The following is a 19,971-nucleotide window of genomic DNA, read 5'->3' as shown; positions in this document are numbered from 1 at the left end:
AAATTGCTCATCTTATGTCCACGTCTTCTCGTCCAACTCAGGCTAAGGGTAGCTCAGGTGCTAGTCGTGCTACCAAGTCTGGTAGCACCGCAGATTCCAGCGGCGGACTTGTTGGTCGTACCATGCCGCATAATGTGGATGCGGAACAAGGATTATTAGCCTCTTGTATATTGGATAGCGGAGAAATTCTGCCTCTGTGTCTTGAAAGAAAAATTGTTCCTGAATCCTTTTACGTGGCGACTCATCAAATTATTTTTGAGGCCGTTGTTTCTCTCTATGAGAAAAAAACAGTAGTAGATGAGATCCTTTTGGCTGAGGAACTCTCCAATAAAAATCAACTGGAAATCGTTGGTGGTATGTCTGGGATCAATCAGATTATGGACCGTATCGAAACAACGGCCCACGCCAGTTATTTCCTCGATATCGTTCGCACGAAATACTTGTTACGCCGATTGATTCGTAGTTCGACCCATACGGTTGAGCGGTGTTTTGAAGAACAGGAAAATTTGGAGGAGTTTCTTCAGGATGTTGAAACGGAGATATTCGAGATCGGAATGGACAAATCCGAGGATACTTCCCGTGAAATCAGCCAGACCATTGATGCGGCTGTTGCCATGGTACATTCCTTTCTCGAAGGCAAAGGTTCGATGAGGGGTGTTTCTACCGGCCTTAAAGATTTAGATGGGCTGACATTGGGACTGCAGAAAAATAACATGGTTGTATTGGCAGCTCGTCCATCCATGGGTAAAACCAGTTTGGCTATGAATATTGCTGAATTTGTAGCCCTGCCCAAAAAAGGCGATGGTGCTCCTACCATCATATTCAGTTTAGAGATGGGTCACCAGGATCTCGGCATGCGTCTTCTCTGTGCACGTGCGCGTGTTTCAATGAGCCGTCTTCAAGATGGATTTTGTTCGGCTGAGGAGAAACAACTCCTTGCTTCGTCTGCTATCGAATTGAAAAAGGCGCCAATCGTCATCGATGATTCGAGCAACTTGACCATCATGGAGTTGCGGGCCAAAGCGCGGCGAATTGCTTCGAGAATTCATAACAAATATGGGAAACCCGTTGGCTTAATTGTTGTGGATTATTTACAACTGCTGGCAGGCACTAATTCGGCAGTCGGACGGGAACAACAGATCTCCGAAATCTCCCGCGGTATTAAAGGATTGGCCAAGGAACTTGAAGTTCCGGTCCTTGTCTTGAGTCAGTTGAACCGTGATATGGAGAAGGAAAAACGTAAGCCAAGGTTATCTGATCTACGTGAATCCGGATCCATTGAACAAGACGCTGATGTTGTCATGCTCCTTTCTAAACCTAAAGACTCGGATGACGAGTACCAGACAATCCAGAATGTGGCCGATTTAATCGTTGCCAAGCAGCGTAATGGACCAGTAGGAGAACTGAAATTAACCTTTCGCAAGGAATATACACGCTTTGAGAATTATTCGCCGCAAACCGATCATGAGTCTGGTTATTAGAAAGACTCTGCCGCTTTTGCTGGCACTAACGCTTTGGGGACCTTCTTTTTTGTCGGCCCAACAAATAGCTGAAGGTGCCATCATTGGTAAACTGGAAATCGAATTCATCGGCGTACAAAACGTAAACGTTGAAGTTTTGCGCGCTAATATGCAGGTCCGTTCCGGCATGGTTTATAGCGAGGCTATTGTCGATGATTCACTCCGCGCTTTGTATAGCACTGGGTTGTTTGAATACATCGATGTTAAAAGAACGCAGATCGCCGATGGGAAATTGGATTTAATTTTCCGTGTAAAATCCAAATATCGTGTGCTCGCAATTTACTTCGATGGCAATTATAAGATAAAGGAAAGGCGCCTGCAAAAGGAAGTATCTACCCGCGCAAATGCTGCCCTCAATGAGCGCCAGGTAAAAGATGACTCTCAAAAACTTTTCGAGTATTACCAAAAAAAAGGTTACACTCAGGTAAGAGTAGACTACTCGATTGATCGTGACCCCGAAACGGGGTTTGGTGAAGTCACTTTTACCATAGACGAAGGCCCCAAAGTCAAAGTTAGTAAGATAACTTTTCAGGGGAATTTGCTGGAAAAGAACCGGCGTTTGGTAAAGCAGATGAAGACTCGGCCATGGAATTGGATCTCCTGGTTGACCGGATCCGGGAAGCTGGATGAAGTTCAGTTTGAAGAAGATCTTATTAAGGTGAAAGACTATTACCGGGAAGAAGGTTATCTCGACGTGGAGATCTATGAAGATCAGATTCAGTATGATTACAGCCGGAAGGGTAAGCTGGAAATCAAAATTCCCATTAATGAAGGTCGGCAGTACCTACTCGGAGACATTTCTGTATCAGGTAACGAGCTTTTCCCATCCGAGTTGCTTGTTGCTGGAATCGAGCTCAGAAAAGATGATGTGTTTTCACCTGAAGAAGTCGATAAGGCGCGCGAGGCATTTACCGATTTTTATGGGTCTATTGGTTACCTGGATAGCCGCGTTGATGTCCAACGAATTCCGAATCTGGAGACCGGCGCAATTGATCTGAAATTTGGTATCACCGAAGGTGAACGGTTCCGGGTTGAGTCTATCAATATTGAAGGAAACACAAAAACCAAAAGTGTGGTTATTCTTCGTGAACTGACACTCGCTCCTGGCATGCCCTTTGACTTGGTGCGCATGAAAATCGCCCAGCAACGATTGGAAAATACACAGTGGTTTGAAAAAGTAGAAGCTACTGATGAGCAAACAAACATCCCGCAGCGTCGTAATCTCAAAGTAACCGTTGAAGAAGGCCGGACGGGCAACTTCACGTTTGGAGCCGGATATTCGTCAATTCAACGTGCGGTTGGATTTATTGAAATAACCCAGGGTAATTTTGACATCTTTAACTACCGTTCTTTTTTCCAGGGCGATGGTCAAAAGCTAAGAATCCGTTTGGAAGCAGGTTCAAGATCCTCTCAAATGAGTATCTATTTTGAAGAGCCTTATTTTCTGGATAACTACTTTTACCAACTCGCATTCGGGTTTCAGATATTTAATCAGGAGTCGGATTTCCTGAGCACCCTTTACCAGGAAACAAGGGCCGGATTTGAAGTGTTTTTTAGAAAACATTTGTTCGAACTGATCGAAGGCCGCCTATCCTACCGTTTGGAAGATGTTACCTTGGATTTCTTCAACCAAATACCGTTTGGTTTTCAAGGCTACTTCGGTGAGAACGAACTGGATCTTGCTCGTAATCGAGTGAACAGTCAGGTATCTCAAGTCTCACTTGGCCTTTCAAGAGACACACGCGACAAGATTCTTTTTACGAATAAAGGTACGCGACTTCAATTAATCAATACGGTTGCTGGAGGTCCATTAGGCGGAACACAAAGTTTTGGAAGAGTGGACTTTCTCGCAGCGAGTTGGATTCCTACCTTCGAACTCGGTCAGGGGATTCTTGTCGATGTGCGTGCCGGGGTTGGATTCGGGTTTGGGGATACGAAAAGGCTCCCTTTTGCGGAACAGTTTTTCCTTGGTGGTCCAAACACCATTCGTGGTTATGACTTTCGTAAGGTCGGACCGGTCGACTTAGGCGAACCGTTGGTTGATCCATTTGGTGGCGCATTCCTGGACGAAAATGGTAATCCTCGTTACCGTTCTCGCCCAACCTTCGAATCGAAGGGCGGACAAACCCAAGCTACTGTAACCCTTGAGTATTTTTACAGCATTTCTCCGCAAGTCCGTATATCTGCCTTCTATGATGGTGGACTGGTCAATCGAGGCTTTGGTGATTTTGGTATGGATTGGTGGAGTGATGACTTCGGTGTTGGAATAACACTCATGGTGATGGGGACCCCGTTGCGTCTTGATTACGCGATTCCGTTAAATGCTACCGTCATCAAAGATGAATTTGGCGGTACTATCTACACCAACGATGAAGGTGCTCAGTTTAACTTTAATTTTGGTACTCGCTTCTAACTAAGCATTCATTTTGATATTAAATATTATGAAAAAGTTCGTTTTAAGTTTCATTTTGGTAGTCTCCCAAGCCATGGTTTTAGGCCAAGCCTCTGCTGAGCTCTCCATCATTACTGTGGATGTATCTCGCCTGTATGAAGGCTATTATAAGACCAAGGAAGCCACCAATAAGCTACAAGGCCGGTTTGATACAGCGAAGGCTCAACTAGATGAGATGATGGCCGCTGGAGACGTTGAGGTCAAAGCTTACCAAACTATGTTGGAGCAGGCGCAGAATCCTGCTTTGTCGGACAGTGCCCGTAAAGATGCCGAAGATGATGCAAATTTACAAATGGAGAAAATCCGTAGCCTCCAGCAAGACGTTCAGACATTTCAAAAAAGTACTCAGAACCAACTTGCTCAACAACAAGCGACCCAGCGCCAATTTATGCTTGAGGAAATAAAGACGGTTATTCTTGAAATTGCTCAGCAAAGAAAGGCGGATTTAGTATTCGATATTTCGACCGGAATCAATGTTGGCTTGCCTTCAGTTATTTTTGCTAATCCAGCGTGGGATTCAACCGATGATGTATTGGGGGTGTTGAACGCTGACGCACCACCTCCACCTGCAGGAAATTAAAATTTATTCTTTTCAGTTTGAACCCTGTTTCTTTTAGAAACAGGGTTTTTTATTCGATGCCTGGCTTTGATCTGAATTTTGAATTAATAATCAAATTGACCTCACCTCTGGAGGTTAAAGGTACTATCACCGGTGCCATCAATCGGATTGCATCCTTAGAAGATGCGCTCCCCGGAGACATCTCCTTTTTGGCTAATCGCAAGTACAACAAACTGGTAAGCAAGTCGAAGGCCACAGTCGTCATTGTTCCTGAAGACTATGAAGGTGAGCCCAGTTCAGAGCAGGTGTTTCTACTACATGGCAATCCTTCAAGGGCGATTGATTTAATAGCTGAGCAAATCCAACGGCAATTATCGCCCAGGCCGACTTCGGGAATTCACCCAACTGCCTGCGTCCATAATTCGGTTGTAGTTCCAGAGAGTGCTCACGTTGGTGCTTTCGCTGTCTTGGAAGAAGGCGCAATTATCGGCGAATCTTGTGTCATTGAATCCCATGTCGTAGTCGGGCGATTTGCTAAGATCGGGGATTCGTCCGTTCTGAAGAGCCGGGCCGTCCTGGCGGATTATTGTGAGATCGGGAAGGATTGCATGATTCATTCGGGTGCTGTTATTGGGTCCGACGGCTTTGGTTATGAGACCGTCGATGGGAAGCATTTAAGGTCACCTCAAATTGGAATTGTGGTGTTAGAAGATCGAGTGGATATCGGCTCCAACTCTACTATCGATAGAGCACGTTTCCATGAAACCCGGATTGGCGAGGGCACCAAAATCGATAATCTCGTTCAAATTGCTCACAATGTGACCATAGGCAAAGGGTGCTTTTTTGCTGCACAGGTAGGGATAGCCGGCAGTACCAAGATTGGAGATTTTGTTCTCTTTGGTGGAGCTTCCGGTGCATCGGGTCATCTCACAATTGGAGACTTTTGCCAAATTGGGGGAAGCACGGCTGTGTATAAAAACTTGCCGCCCAAGACCTTTGTGTCTGGATGTCCTTCGATGCCTTATTATCAGGCCCAAAAATTTAACGTTCTCCGTACTAAATTACCTGAACTTTTCCACCGTGTCTCCACACTCGAAAACCAACCTCCATCAAATTCATGACCGAACAAGAAGCTTCTAGCTCCCTAACAAATCTAAAAATATTCACGTGCAATTCAAACATACCGCTTGCTAAAGAAATTTGTGAATCATTGGGAGTTCCTCTGGGGGATGCTGATGTAACCAAGTTTCCTAACGGTGAGAGTTTTGTAAAGATCAACGAAAATGTCCGTGGACGGGATGTGTTCGTAATTCAGTCGATTTGTTATCCACCCAACCAACATTTGATGGAGCTGCTGATTTTTATCGACGCAGCTCGCCGAGCCTCGGCAAATCGCATAACCGCTGTAATACCTTTCTACGGGTACGCGAGGCAGGATAGAAAAGATCAGCCGCGTGTGCCTATTACTTCGAAGTTGGTTGCGAACCTCCTTGTTTCAGCTGGGGCCGACCGGATTCTTACGATGGATCTTCACGCTCAACAGATCGTGGGATTCTTCGACATCCCGGTCGACCACTTGTACGCGTCTCCTATTTTCTATGATTATTTGATGAAGCATACAGATACCAAGAACACAGTCGTGATTTCACCCGATGTGGGTGGTATGAAGATGGCCGCAGCCTATGCGAATATTTTGAATTGTCCTTTTGGCGTTGTCGCCAAGAAGCGCATCGATGCAGCTCATGTTGAAGCCGAAAGTCTGGTAGGGGATGTTCGAGGTAAGGAAGTCCTGATTGTCGATGACATGACAGAGACAGCGGGAACGCTCACCGCCGCCGCTAAAATTGTTCGTGAACATGGAGCAACCAAGGTCCGTGCCTGCGTGAGCCATGGAGTATTAAATAAATATGCCCATGAGCGCCTAAAGGGTGGGCCCATTGATGAATTGATTACTACAAATTCGACTCCGGTGGATGGTGGAGATAGCGGAGTTCCCGTAACCGTTATAAGTATTGCCGACCTGTTCGGAAAGGCCATCATGAGAACGCATAGGTTTGAAAGTGTTTCCAGTCTCTTCCGAATCAAGCCTGAAGGTGAGAGCGAATAATCAAGAACAACGGCCAGCCCATTGAAGTTTCTTAACCCCATCTGGTATTGGAAATTTGTAACATCACGAAACTTCTGCTGTATCCAGTTGTCGTTTTAAACTCATGAAAACTCGCCATCTCCTTGTTGCCCCTCTCCTGGTGGTTGTCGTTTTGGGTTTTGCCCAAGCGGTCATAAAAGACACCGCCAAGGTACTTCCCGAAATCGTCTATGACGACTCGCCACTTGATCGATCAAATAAAAACCTGATGACAAGTTACGCGGATATACTCGATAAAGTTACGCCAGCGGTTGTCAGTGTTTCTACCTCCAAAGTTTTACAAGGCGCACGTTATGATCTCCCTCCACAATTTCAGGACGATCCCTTCCTTCGTCGGTTTTTCGGTGAATCTGATTCCCCCGATGAAAAACCGAAGTCTGAGGGGCTAGGTTCAGGTGTCATTGTCAGTAAAGATGGCTACATCATTACCAACAATCATGTAATCGAAAATGTTGATGCGGTCAGTGTGAGACTTAAGGACGGCCGGGTGTTTGAAGCTGTAATTGTGGGTGCCGACAGTAAGACGGATGTTGCCGTTCTTAAAATCGACGGGGAAGGGCTTCCAACTCTGTCGTTGGCCGATAGTGAGCAAGCTCGCGTTGGCGATATCGTGTTTGCCGTTGGCAATCCCCTTCGGGTTGGACAGACTGTTACGCAGGGAATCGTTTCCGCAACGAACCGTACTTCTTTGAGCCTTATCGAAGGTGAAGGGTACGAAAATTTTCTTCAGACCGATGCCTCCATAAATCCTGGTAATTCAGGTGGACCGCTGGTCGATGCTCAAGGCCGCATCCTTGGCATCAATACTGCGATCCTTTCACAATCAGGCGGGAGTATTGGTATCGGTTTTGCCATCCCCAGTAACATGGCGAAGAATGTGATGATAAGTTTGATCCAGACGGGTGAAGTGAGTCGTGGTTATCTTGGGGTCAGCATTGGAGATCTTGATAGCGAACTTGCCGAACAATTTGGAATGAACGGCACAAATGGAGCTGTAATTACACAAGTGTATCCTAATACACCTGCGGCTGACGCAGGTCTGCTTCTATACGATGTGATCACCGCGGTAAATGGACATGAAATAACTTCCCGCTTGGATTTACGGCTTCAGATTTCGCAAATAACACCTGGCGCGGAAATCATGATAGAGCTCATTCGGGATGGAGATAAACTTCAACTGCCGGTGGTGTTGGCCAATCTAAGCGATGCCGAGGTTGCGGTGGACAACAACTCTGAGCCTATTGAATTACTTCCCGGTGTTTCTCTTATGGAAATGAGCGACGCACTACGTGAGCAATTTCGCATCGGCCAAACCGTTCAAGGCCTTGTTATCAGCGAGGTGTCTAAAAATTCCGATTATCTGGAAGACTTGAAACCTGGTATGGTGATTATGGGCATCAATCGTAAGAAGGTTGAGACCATTGATGAAGCAACCGAATTTTTAACCCCGGGTAAGAATCTTCTCTACGTCTACTTTGAAGGACGGAATAACTTTCTGGTTATACGTAAAGACTAGTCGGGCTTAACTGCCTGGTTTGATAGGCGGAATCGCTGCAAGATCTTCAGGAAGGGCAGAAGGATCAAAGGTGGGGAAGTTAAACTCCGCCAAAGAAACTACCGGCACGTCAAAAGTTGCGTTTCCCGCACTTCTATCAGCGAGCAAGGCGAGTCCCGTAACTGTGCCTCCCTCATTCCGGACGATATCGATCGCCTCCTGTGCTCGGCCACCACGGGTGATCACATCCTCAACCACCAATACTTTTTCTCCGGCGGCCAGTTTGAATCCACGTCTGAGCACCAACCGGTCATCCTGCTTTTCCGCGAAAATAAAGCGGACCTTGGCTTGGCGTGCTACTTCCTGACCGATGACAAGTCCACCCATTGCTGGTGCGAGGACGGTGCTGAACTTCACACCCTTCAGCTTTTCAAGCATTAGTTCCGCCAACCTTTCCACATGGTCCATATTCTCACACACCCGTGCGCATTGGAAAAAGTGCCGACTACGAAGGCCCGAACGCAGGATGAAATGACCGTGCAATAACGCACCTGAATCTTTGAAGATCTCGAGTATCTCTGCTTGATTATCGCTCATGGAAATCAATCTGCTCAATGTGTATTCGTATTCCAATTTAAAAGTTAAAATTCGGATGCCATTCGTACTGCTTCCGGTTGATAAATAACACTTGCCCGAAAATCCCACACGTATTGGCTTACAAAAACTCTTCAACGGTTCTGACCAGTTGTTCATACTCATGATTACATCCACCAAAGATCTTGCCGAGTATCTGGGATTATCCCGGTGGACAATATCGCGTGTGCTTAATGGTCATCCGGAGGTAAAAGAGGAGACACGTCAAAGAGTACTGGAAGCGGCAAATAGTTTTGGATTCTCGCCCAATGCGATGGCAAGAGGTTTACGCGGCGGATCTACCGGCTTGATCGGTGTCTGCTTTCAAGAACTCGAGTCGCCTGCTCTTGCCAAGAAGATGTCGTTTCTACAGCGGCAACTGAGATCCTTGGGGTTTCAAGGCATGATTGAGCTGACCGATGGAGATCCTGAATTGGAGGAAAGTGTCATTCGCCATTTTCTATCTTTAAAAACCGACGGAATTATCCTGGTTGGCTCCACGTTAAAGGCCAGCAGCCGAACGATTAACCGTCTCGTCCAAACGGGTGTTTCCATCGTTTTGGTAGATCCTATTCATCAGCTTCCCTTTCCCACTATCCATCTTGATCGCGCAGGAATAATGGAACGGATCGTTGAGCACCTATGGAATAGGGGACACAGGCAATTTGCACTGTTGGGCATTGAGAGTGACCGGGTTCTGGGAAAGGTACGAATTGATGGCATCCGTAAGGGCCTTGAAAAGTTCAAGGGAGATTTCGCCTCTCAGGTAAGCAGCTATACTGCTCCCGGTTTCGGCCTTCAGGATTACGGTTATGGTTACTCGTTGGCGAAAACGGTTTTGGACATCAAAGACCCTGCAACCGCCTGGATCGCCATGAATGATCGCCTTGCGATAGGAGCGTTATCTCATTTACGTGAGCGAAAAATTGAGGTTCCTGAGAAGCTGGCGCTTGTCGGTTTTGACAACCTCGACATCTCTTCCTGGTATGATCCCCCACTGACAACGGTTGATCAGGTAATCCCCAAATTATTCCGGGAAGTCGTCGCCCGATTGGTATCTTCTATCAACGAGCCGCTCAAAAATGCGACATCCATCGATTGGATATTCCCTGAACTTATTATCAGGAAAACAAGTTAAGAGCTTGGGCAGTATTGAATGAGTCTGATTCAATTCAGACGATTCGGCTGGTCGGGCCGACAGGATTTGAACCTGCGGCCTCTGCGTCCCGAACGCAGCGCTCTACCAGGCTGAGCTACGGCCCGACTTGAGAAGAAAAGCTCTTAAGCCTCAAATTAACTGTCAAGATCCAAGGTTCCTTGTTCGGAATCATCCCCGGTTTCTTCTACGTTACTATTTTCTTCCGTTGCTGCTCTGGCTACCCGGAGAACGATGTTCTTTGTAATAATATTTCCTTGGCTTCCTCGGTTCTTCACTGCGAACTCGGCAAAATTGAAAGGAATTTCCAGCTTACGAAGCCGTGGGACCGGCTTATGGTAGACTTTTACAAATGGACTTTCTTGTTCGGTCTTATCCACGGAGAAAAAGAACACGCGGGAATCGTCGTTGCCTTTGGTTAGTGAGTATTCTTTTTCCCGTGTTATTCCACCTATCAGGAAGCGTTTTGCATACAGCGATCCTCGTTTACCGTCCCGGTACATTATCGAGTAAACAGACTTATCATCCTTATCGAAGACGGAAACATGAATGATGTCTTTTCCGACAAATACTTTGTCCGCAACCTTAACGACCCGCATATTTCCGTCGCGTGTGAAAACGATAATATCATCCAGAATCGAGCATTTTAATACCGCTTCGTCCTTTTTCATTCCTGTACCGACGAAGCCGTCCTTGTAATTTACATACAACGTCTCGTTTGCCACGGCGACTTTGGTGGCATCCACACGATCAAAGGAAGCGAGTTCGGTTTTACGCTCTCTCCCGGCACCGTACCTCTGTTTGAGAGACTCGAAAAAATGGATGGTAAACTTGGTCAGTTGCTTGAGGTCGCGTTGAATCTCCTTCATCCGATCTTCCAACCCGCATATGAACTCATCTGCCCTGAATGCATCGTAACGGGAGATCCGCTTTATCTTTATCTCGGTTAGCCGAACAATATCGTCGTCTGTCACCGCTCGGCGAAGCAAATGCAGAAAGGGCTTCAAGCCTTTCCGGATGGCTTCCATGACGCCTTCCCAGGTGGTACATTCTTCGATGTCCCTGTAGATGCGATTTTCTATAAATATTTTTTCCAGGCTGCTTAAGTGCCACTTTTCTTGCAGCTCGCCCAGTTCGATTTCAAGTTCCAGCTTCAGAAGCTCTCGGGTATGTTTGGCCGAACGCTTGAGCAGTTCTTTGACCGGGAGGAACTCCGGACGGTTATTCTCGATGATACTGGAATTGGGAGCGAGTGAAGTTTCACAATCTGTAAAAGCATAGAGAGCGTTTATCATCGTTCCAGCATCCATTCCCGGGGAAAGCTGGATCAGAATTTCTACGTTCTCAGCCGTATGGTCTTCGATCCGCTCAAACTTGATTTTCCCTTTGTCGCGCGCGTTAACAATTGAATCAATCAAGGATGCGGTCGTGGTGCCAAAGGGAATTTCGCGGATGGCGAGCTCACGTTTTTTGAGAGTGTCGATTTTAGCCCTGACTCGAACCCGTCCGCCTCTCAGGCCTTCGTTGTATTCCGCGACATCGGCGATTCCTCCAGTCGGAAAGTCGGGGTACAATTCAAAATCTTCCTTTCTGAGGGCAGCGATGGAAGCATCGATCAATTCTATGAAATTGTGCGGGAAAATTTTACAAGCCAATCCAACGGCAATACCTTCAATTCCTTGAACCAGGGCTATCGGAAACTTTGCTGGAAGAACAATGGGTTCCTTGGCCCGGGCATCGTAGGAGTCTTGAAACAGCGTGGTCTTCGGATTGAACAACACTTCGAGTGCAAATTTGGATAAACGAGCTTCGATGTATCGACTGGCTGCCGCGCGATCTCCTGTGACGGGATCCCCGAAGTTCCCCTGCATCTCAATCAGCAAATCCCGTTGAGCGATTTGCACAAGCGCATCGGTAATGGCGGAATCTCCATGAGGATGGAGCTTCATGGTTTCTCCCACAATGCTGGCGACCTTATGAAAACGACCGTCGTTCATTTTGAACATGGTGGTAAGAATTCGCCTTTGAACGGGCTTTAATCCATCCAGGATTGCGGGCACTGCCCGGTCAAGGATGACGTAGGAAGCATATTCCAAATAATATTTTTTGTAGAGATCCGATACCTTTTCCAGGCCATCGTTTACTGAGGCATTTTCGGACATGATGGATCAGGCGGAGATAGCCTCTTCTTCAACGCTTTCGTTGATCGGTGCTTCGATTACCAGGTTATCTACAATAAAGTCTTTTCGCTCGGGTGTGTTTTTTCCCATATAGAACTCGAGCATCTCTTTAAGGTGGGAATTCTTACCAATCAAGACCGGTTCGAGTCGGATATTTTCGCTTATAAATTGCTTAAATTCTGACGGCGAGATTTCACCTAATCCTTTAAACCTGGTTATCTCTACTTTCCCGCTTAGCGTTGCCATGGCTTGCCGTTTCTCATCTTCAGAGTAGCAGTACACGGTTGCCTTCTTGTTGCGGACACGGAAAAGAGGTGTTTGTAGAATGTAAAGATGGCCGCGGCGTACCATCTCCGGAAAGAACTGGAGAAAGTAGCACATCAGGAGTAGTCGAATATGGAATCCGTCAACATCTGCATCGGTTGCGAGGATGATCTTATTGTAACGCAAGTTCTCCAATCCGTCCTCAATGTCCAAGGCATTTTGTAGCAAGTAAAACTCTTCGTTTTCGTAAATGACCCTCCGCTTCATGCCGTAGGTGTTGAGCGGTTTGCCCCGAAGCGAGAACACCGCCTGGGTCATCGGGTCTCTCGATTTTGTGATAGATCCTGATGCAGAGTCTCCTTCAGTAATAAATACGGAGCTGTTTCCGGCGTCCTTATGGTTGGAGTTGAAGTGCACTTTGCAGTCGCGTAATTTTTTGTTAACGACTTTTGCTTTTTTTGCCCGGTCTTTTGCGATTTTCTGGATGCCTTTCAGCTCAGTGCGTTCCCGCTCACTTTGGAGGATACGTTTTTTGATCGCTTCCGCTGCGGACGGATTTTTGTGCAGATAGTTGTCGAGTTCCTTCTTTAGGAAATTAGTAATTCCAAGCCGAATACTGGGACCATCTGGTCCGAAATTGTCGCTACCAAGCTTTACTTTGGTTTGGCTTTCGAAAGTGGGCTCCTGAACGCGAATGGCAATAGCACCGACAAGGCCGCTACGAACGTCCGACACATGGTAATCTTTCTTAAAGAAGCCGCGAATCGTATCAACTAAAGCTTGCTTGAATGCGGCTTCATGAGTCCCTCCGAGTGTGGTATATTGTCCGTTAACGAAAGAGAAGTAGTCTTCACCGTATTGGCTTGTATGGGTGAAAGCTATTTCAATGTCTTCCTCCTTGAAATGAATGATCGGGTAATTTGCCTCTGCCTCCAGGTTTTCGGTTAGCAGGTCAAAGAGGCCGTTTTTGGAATTATAACGCTCCCCGTTGAATACCAGTGTAAGTCCCGTATTGAGGTAAGCGTAGTTCCATAGGAGTTTCTCAATAAACTCTTTCCGGAAAGTGAATTCACCGAAAATCTCTTTATCGGGAAAGAAGGTCACCAAGGTCCCTGATTTCTCATCACTGGATCTCGGCTTTTTATCCTCGCTCACTAAATTACCTTGAACAAATTCGGCGGCCACTGTTTTCCCGTCGCGGAAGGACTCGACCTTAAAAGTCGCTGAAAGAGCGTTTACAGCTTTGGTCCCCACTCCGTTAAGACCAATTGATTTCTGGAATGCTTCCGAGTCGTATTTACCTCCCGTATTAATTTTGCTCACGCATTCGACCACCTTTCCCAGAGGGATTCCGCGACCGTAGTCTCTCACGGTTACCAGGTCGTTTTTAACAGTGATTTCGATGCGCTTTCCGTAGCCCATCATATATTCATCGAGGCAGTTATCTGCTACTTCCTTGATGAGAACATAGAGACCTTCATCAGCCGAATTTCCTTTGCCGGAAACATTGCCGATGTACATCCCCGGGCGGAGGCGAATATGCTCTCGCCAGTCCAGCGACTTTATGGACTTTTCGTCGTAAACAGGTTCAGCCATTAGCTAAAAGCAGATTGGATATGAAAGGATAAATAGGATGTGGTAGGTAGGGACTTGGGGCTAATCTCAAGGAACAGAATCCTGTCCTACAAGAAAAATCTCTGCTTAAAGGACAGGAATTAAGGTGCGGTGATCCAGGCAAGAATCGGATCGTGATCACTCGATCTTAAACCAGCACTCAGGTCTGCGTTTACATGGGCAATATAGGCACTCATTTTACGAGCTAAATCCGGGCTAACCAGCAGATGATCCAGGATTTGGGAGAACCCATTGAAAACGTAGGTGTACCTTTCGGGTGCAGGCACAGACTCGACAAGATTTACAAGTCCATTATCGCGTGTAAGGACCTCGATTGCTGGCGAGAATTCGTAGTCGTTCATGTCGCCAAGAACGATGACACCTGCTTCAGGATGTTTTTGACGAAGCTGATCAACGTGTCTGCGAATTGCAGTTGTTTGGGGAATCCTTTGAGATTCGGAAAAACGAACGGCTGGCGATAGAGAACCATAAGGTGAAGAGTCTCCCCCTTTGCTCCTGAGGTGACAATTTATGAAAATCATCTTTTGTTTACCACTTGTGAAAAACGCGACCAAAGGCTTCCGTGAGCCTGAGAATCCGCGCGTTTGTTCCGTATTAAAAGAGGGATCTTCCAGTAGATAATTTTGACCCAATTGAATCGAATCACGGTAAAGGTATGCATTCCTTATATTTCCTCCCGGCCAGCCACCGTCTGAATTGTTTTGCGGATTTAACTGGATGAAATGGTAGACGGGTCCACCTGCGGATTTAATGAATTCGACTAACTTTGCCAACGTTTCGTTTGCGTCTACAACCTGGTTGTTTTCAGGGCCTGAGTTATCGTGAATCTCCTGAAGTGCCAGAATGTCTGGGGTTTTCAGAGAATGGATTATAATGTCGGCAAGCGATTGGAATTTTTCATCGGGCAATCCGGGGTACAGATTTTCCACATTAAAGGTCGCAAACTTTAATGCCGAATCAGGAATGGAGGGGCCTCTTGAAGATTGGGGGATATTATTGGACGCTGGTGGACCTATGGAATTACTGCTTCCAATTTTATAGTTTCCAAACGAGTAGTTCACCGTTCCGTGGATGGCATCCTTTATACGATCTCCAACGCTGTAGTGGTTGGAGTTGTTTGGATCCAGGGATATCAGGACCTTGGGTGGATTAGATGTATATCCTGTTAGTTTAACGCCGCCGCGATTGGTTGTCGGCTCGGGCTTAGCTTGTGGAACGCTTACGACGATCTCTCCGTAACTTGAGCTGGGTCCGATGACCGTGGCATTCAATACGGTGACACGCATGTGTTCCATGGATTCCCAGAAATCGAGTGCATTTTTCTTCGGATCAAAATCAGAACCGGGTTGTTTGATCGTTTCGGGAAAACCGGGGAGCAGGTAATTTAAAACAATGGGTTTCGGAAGCGTTGCTTTGCTGCGAATCTGTTTAATTGTCTTAGCCCGAATTTGAGTCAGGCTCAAATTGTAACTGCCTTCGCCTCCCGGTACATACTCTTCCACCATACCTGTTACCCGCAGTTCATTTCCGATTTTTACTTCGGTATCTTTTTGGTAAACGTATAGGGCATCGGAAGTTTCAGAAGATGCATCGGGTTGTTTGGACTGGATGATAAATCCGTCCTCATAAATGCGCGTTACAATCCCGTCAGTCGTCGCTTCAGATCCTTCAAACTCCGATCGATGATCGCTTCCCTGAATCTGGCTGATGGGGATGTATTTTGCTCCGTTGAGATTCCCAAGTGCTGCGAGTAGGAACCAAAAAAAGGTAATAGATTTCACTTGGATAATTGAGCCGGGATAAGTGACCCCGGCTGGGGCGGCCGGGGTCCATAAAAATATTTGAGCTTACAAGGATTGGGCTGCAGCTATGACGCTTTCAGCAGTAATTCCCAATTCTCGTAACACGAGTCCTCCTTCGGCTGAAAGTCCGAAGCGATCGATTCCGATAACCTTGCCATCCAATCCAACATACTTGTACCAGAGATCGCTGACACCAGCCTCAATAGCCACACGTTTCCTGCACGAAGCTGGCAGTACTGATTCGCGGTATTCGGCGCTCTGGCGTTCGAAACGCTCAAAGCATGGCATAGACACCACCCGTACACCGATTCCTAATTCTTCCGCTGCGTTTAGCGCATGTTGAAGCTCACTACCGTTGCTCAGAATAATAATCGAAAGCTCGCCGATTTCTTTGCGGGCAATGTAGGCGCCTTTTAAGACACCTTGGCGACGTTTACTTACCGGAATGCTGTTGAGTGTTGGAACTCCCTGGCGGGAAAGAATCAAGGAGGTGGGACCATCGTTACGTTCCAACGCTGCTACGAAAGCGCCGGCTGTTTCTTCAGGATCCGCAGGACGAATAACATCCATCCCGGGAATCAGGCGAACCGCACTGACAACCTCCGTTGGCTGGTGGGTAGGTCCATCCCATCCGACCGCGACAGAATCATGAGTAAAAATATGGAAGTTTTTCAACTTCGAAAGGGCGGCCAGACGTAAGGCGGGCCGCATGTAGTCGGCAAAGGTTGTAAAGGTAGCACCTGATGCCGTAAAGATGCCGTGATAGGCGATTCCGTTGACGATGGCGCCCATAGCGTGCTCACGAATTCCGAAGCGGATGTTGCGACCGGTATGGTTGTCGCGGGTGAAATCTCCTACATCGTTAATGTAGTTTTTCGTAGATCCGAAAAGATCCGCACTTCCGGTAAGGAGTAGAGGAAGCTCTTTTGCCAGGGCATTGATAATATTTCCTCCAGCAACTCGGGTAGCCACGTTCTTTTCTGGATTGGCTTCCGGGATGGCTGATAACAGTTGGTCGGCATTGACTGTTTTTCCACTATAGGCATCTTCAAGCAACGTGGCCAATTCCGGGTTGTTTGCCTTCCATGCGTTGTAGGTGTCCAGCCAGTCGTTGTATTTTTGGGCCAACTCTTGTTTGCGTTCTGAAAAGAAAGATTTAACAGAATTCGAAACGTAAAAATCTTCTGCGGGAAGGCCTAGAGCTGTCTTTGATTCGGCGGCAAATTTAACTCCGCCTTCACCGTGAGCGGCGGCAGTTCCGGACACTTGTGAAATGCCTTTTCCGATAAGCGTGCGAGCAATGACTAACTTCGGTTTGCCGTTATCGTTATTCTTGGCCTTTGCCAACGCGCTTTGTATTCCGTCCAAATCGTAACCGTCTATGGTGACAACATCCCAGCCATAAGCTTCGTAACGTTTAGCGGTATCTTCGCTCTGTGTCGCATCAGCGGAAGCATCCAGAGTGACGTCGTTTGAATCAAAGATCAGGATTAGGTTATCCAGACCGAAGTGGCCGGCAAACGCGCAGGCCTCAGCAGATACTCCCTCTTGTAAACATCCATCACCCGCCAGACAGATAATATGATGATCAATGATGGTGTGGTCGTCGGTGTTAAATTTTTTGGCCGTCATTTTGGCTGCAACAGCCATTCCGACTGAGTTGCCAATTCCTTGGCCGAGGGGTCCAGTTGTGCACTCGACGCCAGGAGTCTCTCCAAATTCCGGATGTCCTGGTGTTTTGCTATGTAGCACCCGGAAATTCTTTATGTCATCAAGGCTCAATTCGTAGCCGGAGAGGTGCAGCCAGGAATAGAGAAACATGCTGCCATGGCCAGCCGAGAGGACGAAACGGTCACGATTTAGCCAGTTTGGATTTCGTGGGCTCATTGAGAGCGATTCCCCAAAAAGGACGGCGCCTACTTCTGCGGCTCCCAAAGGAAGGCCTAGGTGGCCGGATCCGCAGGCTGCTACTGCGTCGATGGCCAATCCGCGAGAGATGTTGGCTGCTTCTGATAATACTTCTTTGTTCATTTCAACTTCGGCTTGGTGTGCTTTCGGACCCCTTGGTGAGGTCTTATTTTTCTGGGACCCAAAATGCAAAGGATCGCCATGAAAAGGGCGAGGATATTTTCAAGCGACTCTAAAACTTGTCAGTTTCAATAAATCCGCTAAACAGATTAAGCTTTGTGACTACTGATTTCTCAAATCTTCCTTTAGATACGCTACCGTGGTGGGTTCCGGGTGCTGTGGTATTGGTTTTTGGCCTTTTGACCTGTTTGCACGGTTACAAAATCCTTAAATTGGTTTTATTTCTCCTTGGATTGGTTAGCGGTTCCTACGCCGGCTTGTTGTATGCGCCGCTTTTGTTTCCGGAGGATCCGAAAGTAGTTTGGATTATTGCGACCGTACTTGGGTTGGCATTGGGAATTCTGATGAATTTCTTCTATAAAGCGGGTGTCTTTATTTTAGGTGCTTATGTCGCGGCTGTTTTTCTTCTACCCTTCCTTCAATCCCTCGAAGATATCGCCGTCGTTGGAGTACTTGTTTTGATAATATTAGTGGGTGGGTTCGCTGCCTTAATGTTGGAGAAATGGACAATGAAAGTTGCTACCGCCTGCACCGGTGCATGGCACGCGGTGCAAAGTACCTTTTTCCTTTTTAAGCTATCGCCCTTTCTTTTTCCTTGGGAGCAGGTTCTCGACAAATATGGGGGGGCATCTTTGCACGATATCTTAAATCGTCCGTGGTATTTTTGGACCAGTGTGATTGGGCTATCACTGGCAGGGTTTTATATGCAGGTAAAAAGGAAACCGAAGAAAGATTAGGCGAAATAAGGCTCCTGGATCAGGAGTCCTTCCCGTAGGCTCTTTCAACTTTTGCGATTCGCAGCATGTAGTCCTGGTACCACACGGATTTTCCAGCGGCTTGAGCTTTCTGGTGCTCTGGATGGTGATGCCAATTCACAATCGCCTCTTCTGACGTCCAATATGAAATGGTGATTCCGCATCCCTTCTCGTTTTTTACCGATTCAATTCCGAGAAAACCTGGTTGCCGGGCGGCCAAGGTTTCCATTTTTTCCGCCATGGCTTTATAACCGTTGTCGCCTTCTGTCCTGGTCGATGGAAAGATGACTGCGTAGTAGGGCGGTTCGGGTGTTTTACAAGGAAACATGGCTAACTCGTTGATGGGTTAAGTGGTCCGGCGTAAACGCGGGTCCGGTAATCGAAGGTTATTTGACCTTTCGTCTTCTCATTCTCAAATAAAGTTTCCAAGGCTTTCATTAACGGCTCGTAATTCTTGGAACCGGGTAATGGGCAATAACTGGAAGATTCCAGGCGGCCTTTTAGTCCTTCGAGATCGAATGACTGTGAGTTGTCATACTCGTAAATAGAATATGTCTTGAGGGCAGTCAGGTCGATAGCGCACATAATTTTAAACGCGATTGGAAAACCTGAGTTTCGAATCATTCATGAGAACAGTGGGCCAGGGTGGTTATGCTGTTTCCGTGCTTGTTTGCCATCCTTGAAGGATGATTTCGAGCGTGGCCAAAATAAGGGATTGATCCTCCGTTCCCTGAAGCGCCTCTTTAGAAATGTAATTATCAATGAGTAGCATCGACAAACCATGTACAGCTGACCAGGCGCTGAGGGCCAACGGCATGGGATGTCCCAAGCGAGCAAGTCCCGCTTGTTGGCAATACTCCACCATATCGATTAAAAAGCTGAAGGCTTCATCGGCCGCTTCTTGAAGAGCCGGATATTCGACCCCTCCATCTACGTTACGGAGGCGAAACATCACTCGCATCGAATCCGGGTTTTGCCGTGCAAATTGAACATAGGCCAATCCCGATTGGAAAAATAGAGATTTGGCATCTTCCGAGTGTTTTGCCGCTACTGAATCCAATAAAGCTGCCAATCGGATGAAACCCTGCTCTGCTATAGCAGCGACCAGCGCTTCCTTGTCCTTGAAGTGTCGATAGGGTGCCGCTTCACTTACTCCAGCCTTTTTCGCAACCTTTCGCAGGGAGAGTCCCTGTTTCCCATCCTCAGAGAGGATCTCGAGCCCGCAACGGATAAGAGAATTCTTCAGATCGCCGTGATGGTACTTACTACCTTTTGTCAAAATCATA

The 19,971-nt window shown here is 47.0% G+C and carries 16 protein-coding genes and 1 tRNA gene; 8 read left to right on the top strand and 9 right to left on the bottom strand.

Translation table 11 applies throughout. The features are described 5' to 3' along the window. The first annotated feature begins 14 nt into the window (after positions 1–14). From dnaB to O3C43_02515, 6 genes are all read left to right on the top strand, one after another. Positions 15–1,481 carry a replicative DNA helicase gene (gene dnaB / locus O3C43_02540; GenBank protein MDA1065362.1) on the top strand — a complete coding sequence of 489 codons (1,467 nt, stop codon included), beginning with the start codon at positions 15–17 and terminating at the stop codon, positions 1,479–1,481. Beyond that, positions 1,465–3,933 carry an outer membrane protein assembly factor BamA gene (gene bamA, locus O3C43_02535; protein ID MDA1065361.1) on the top strand — a complete coding sequence of 823 codons (2,469 nt, stop codon included), beginning with the start codon at positions 1,465–1,467 and terminating at the stop codon, positions 3,931–3,933. Before dnaB ends, bamA begins: the two co-directional genes overlap by 17 nt. A 28-nt stretch (positions 3,934–3,961) precedes the next feature. Next, a complete protein-coding gene (locus O3C43_02530; GenBank protein MDA1065360.1) occupies positions 3,962–4,552 on the top strand; it encodes an OmpH family outer membrane protein in 591 nt (196 codons plus the stop codon). A gap of 95 nt (positions 4,553–4,647) precedes the next feature. After that, positions 4,648–5,652, top strand: a complete 1,005-nt coding sequence (gene lpxD / locus O3C43_02525; protein ID MDA1065359.1) for a UDP-3-O-(3-hydroxymyristoyl)glucosamine N-acyltransferase — start codon at positions 4,648–4,650, stop codon at positions 5,650–5,652. Then, entirely contained in the window at positions 5,649–6,638 is a 990-nt protein-coding gene (locus tag O3C43_02520; GenBank protein ID MDA1065358.1) for a ribose-phosphate pyrophosphokinase, read from the top strand. The genes lpxD and O3C43_02520 overlap by 4 nt, the downstream gene beginning before the upstream one ends. Positions 6,639–6,741: 103 nt before the next feature. Next, entirely contained in the window at positions 6,742–8,193 is a 1,452-nt protein-coding gene (locus O3C43_02515) for a Do family serine endopeptidase (GenBank protein MDA1065357.1), read from the top strand. A 6-nt stretch (positions 8,194–8,199) separates the two neighbouring features. Here the strand turns inward: O3C43_02515 and pyrE are convergent, their stop codons facing one another. Next, a complete protein-coding gene (pyrE, locus tag O3C43_02510) occupies positions 8,200–8,769 on the bottom strand; it encodes an orotate phosphoribosyltransferase (GenBank protein MDA1065356.1) in 570 nt (189 codons plus the stop codon). A gap of 160 nt (positions 8,770–8,929) precedes the next feature. Here pyrE and O3C43_02505 point away from each other — a divergent pair, with 160 nt between their 5' ends. After that, a complete protein-coding gene (locus O3C43_02505; protein ID MDA1065355.1) occupies positions 8,930–9,943 on the top strand; it encodes a LacI family DNA-binding transcriptional regulator in 1,014 nt (337 codons plus the stop codon). A 48-nt stretch (positions 9,944–9,991) separates the two neighbouring features. On the opposite strand, the gene O3C43_02500 is transcribed toward O3C43_02505, so the two are convergent. The 5 genes from O3C43_02500 to tkt all read right to left on the bottom strand — a co-directional run bounded on the left by O3C43_02500 (position 9,992) and on the right by tkt (position 17,873). After that, positions 9,992–10,068 (bottom strand) — tRNA-Pro (locus O3C43_02500). 30 nt (positions 10,069–10,098) lie between these two features. Continuing rightward, positions 10,099–12,123: a DNA gyrase/topoisomerase IV subunit A gene (locus tag O3C43_02495; protein ID MDA1065354.1), complete on the bottom strand. Its 2,025-nt coding sequence runs from the start codon at positions 12,121–12,123 to the stop codon at positions 10,099–10,101. Between the two features lie 6 nt (positions 12,124–12,129). Further along, positions 12,130–14,001 carry a DNA topoisomerase IV subunit B gene (locus O3C43_02490; protein MDA1065353.1) on the bottom strand — a complete coding sequence of 624 codons (1,872 nt, stop codon included), beginning with the start codon at positions 13,999–14,001 and terminating at the stop codon, positions 12,130–12,132. Positions 14,002–14,120: 119 nt separating this feature from the next. Continuing rightward, on the bottom strand, positions 14,121–15,821 hold the full coding sequence (locus O3C43_02485; GenBank protein ID MDA1065352.1) for an endonuclease/exonuclease/phosphatase family protein: 1,701 nt from the start codon (positions 15,819–15,821) through the stop codon (positions 14,121–14,123). 66 nt (positions 15,822–15,887) lie between these two features. Beyond that, positions 15,888–17,873 (bottom strand): transketolase, encoded by a 1,986-nt coding sequence (gene tkt, locus O3C43_02480; GenBank protein ID MDA1065351.1) that lies wholly within the window; start codon positions 17,871–17,873, stop codon positions 15,888–15,890. Positions 17,874–18,028: 155 nt separating this feature from the next. On the opposite strand from tkt, the gene O3C43_02475 reads away from it, so the two are divergent. After that, positions 18,029–18,667, top strand: a complete 639-nt coding sequence (locus tag O3C43_02475) for a DUF4203 domain-containing protein (protein ID MDA1065350.1) — start codon at positions 18,029–18,031, stop codon at positions 18,665–18,667. A gap of 19 nt (positions 18,668–18,686) precedes the next feature. Here O3C43_02475 and O3C43_02470 read toward each other — a convergent pair whose 3' ends face one another. From O3C43_02470 to O3C43_02460, 3 genes are read right to left on the bottom strand one after another with little or no spacing between them, the layout of a single operon-like run. After that, a complete protein-coding gene (locus O3C43_02470; protein ID MDA1065349.1) occupies positions 18,687–19,013 on the bottom strand; it encodes an antibiotic biosynthesis monooxygenase in 327 nt (108 codons plus the stop codon). Between the two features lie 2 nt (positions 19,014–19,015). Beyond that, positions 19,016–19,309, bottom strand: coding sequence for a hypothetical protein (locus O3C43_02465; GenBank protein ID MDA1065348.1), 294 nt, complete (start codon positions 19,307–19,309; stop codon positions 19,016–19,018). A 25-nt stretch (positions 19,310–19,334) separates the two neighbouring features. After that, entirely contained in the window at positions 19,335–19,970 is a 636-nt protein-coding gene (locus O3C43_02460; GenBank protein ID MDA1065347.1) for a TetR/AcrR family transcriptional regulator, read from the bottom strand. Position 19,971 lies beyond the last annotated feature (1 nt).

The organism is Verrucomicrobiota bacterium (assembly GCA_027622555.1).
Taxonomy (GTDB): Bacteria; Verrucomicrobiota; Verrucomicrobiia; order Opitutales; family UBA2995; genus UBA2995.
Note: the sequence above shows the minus strand (reverse complement) of the source record. Positions and strands in the feature narration are given on the sequence as shown.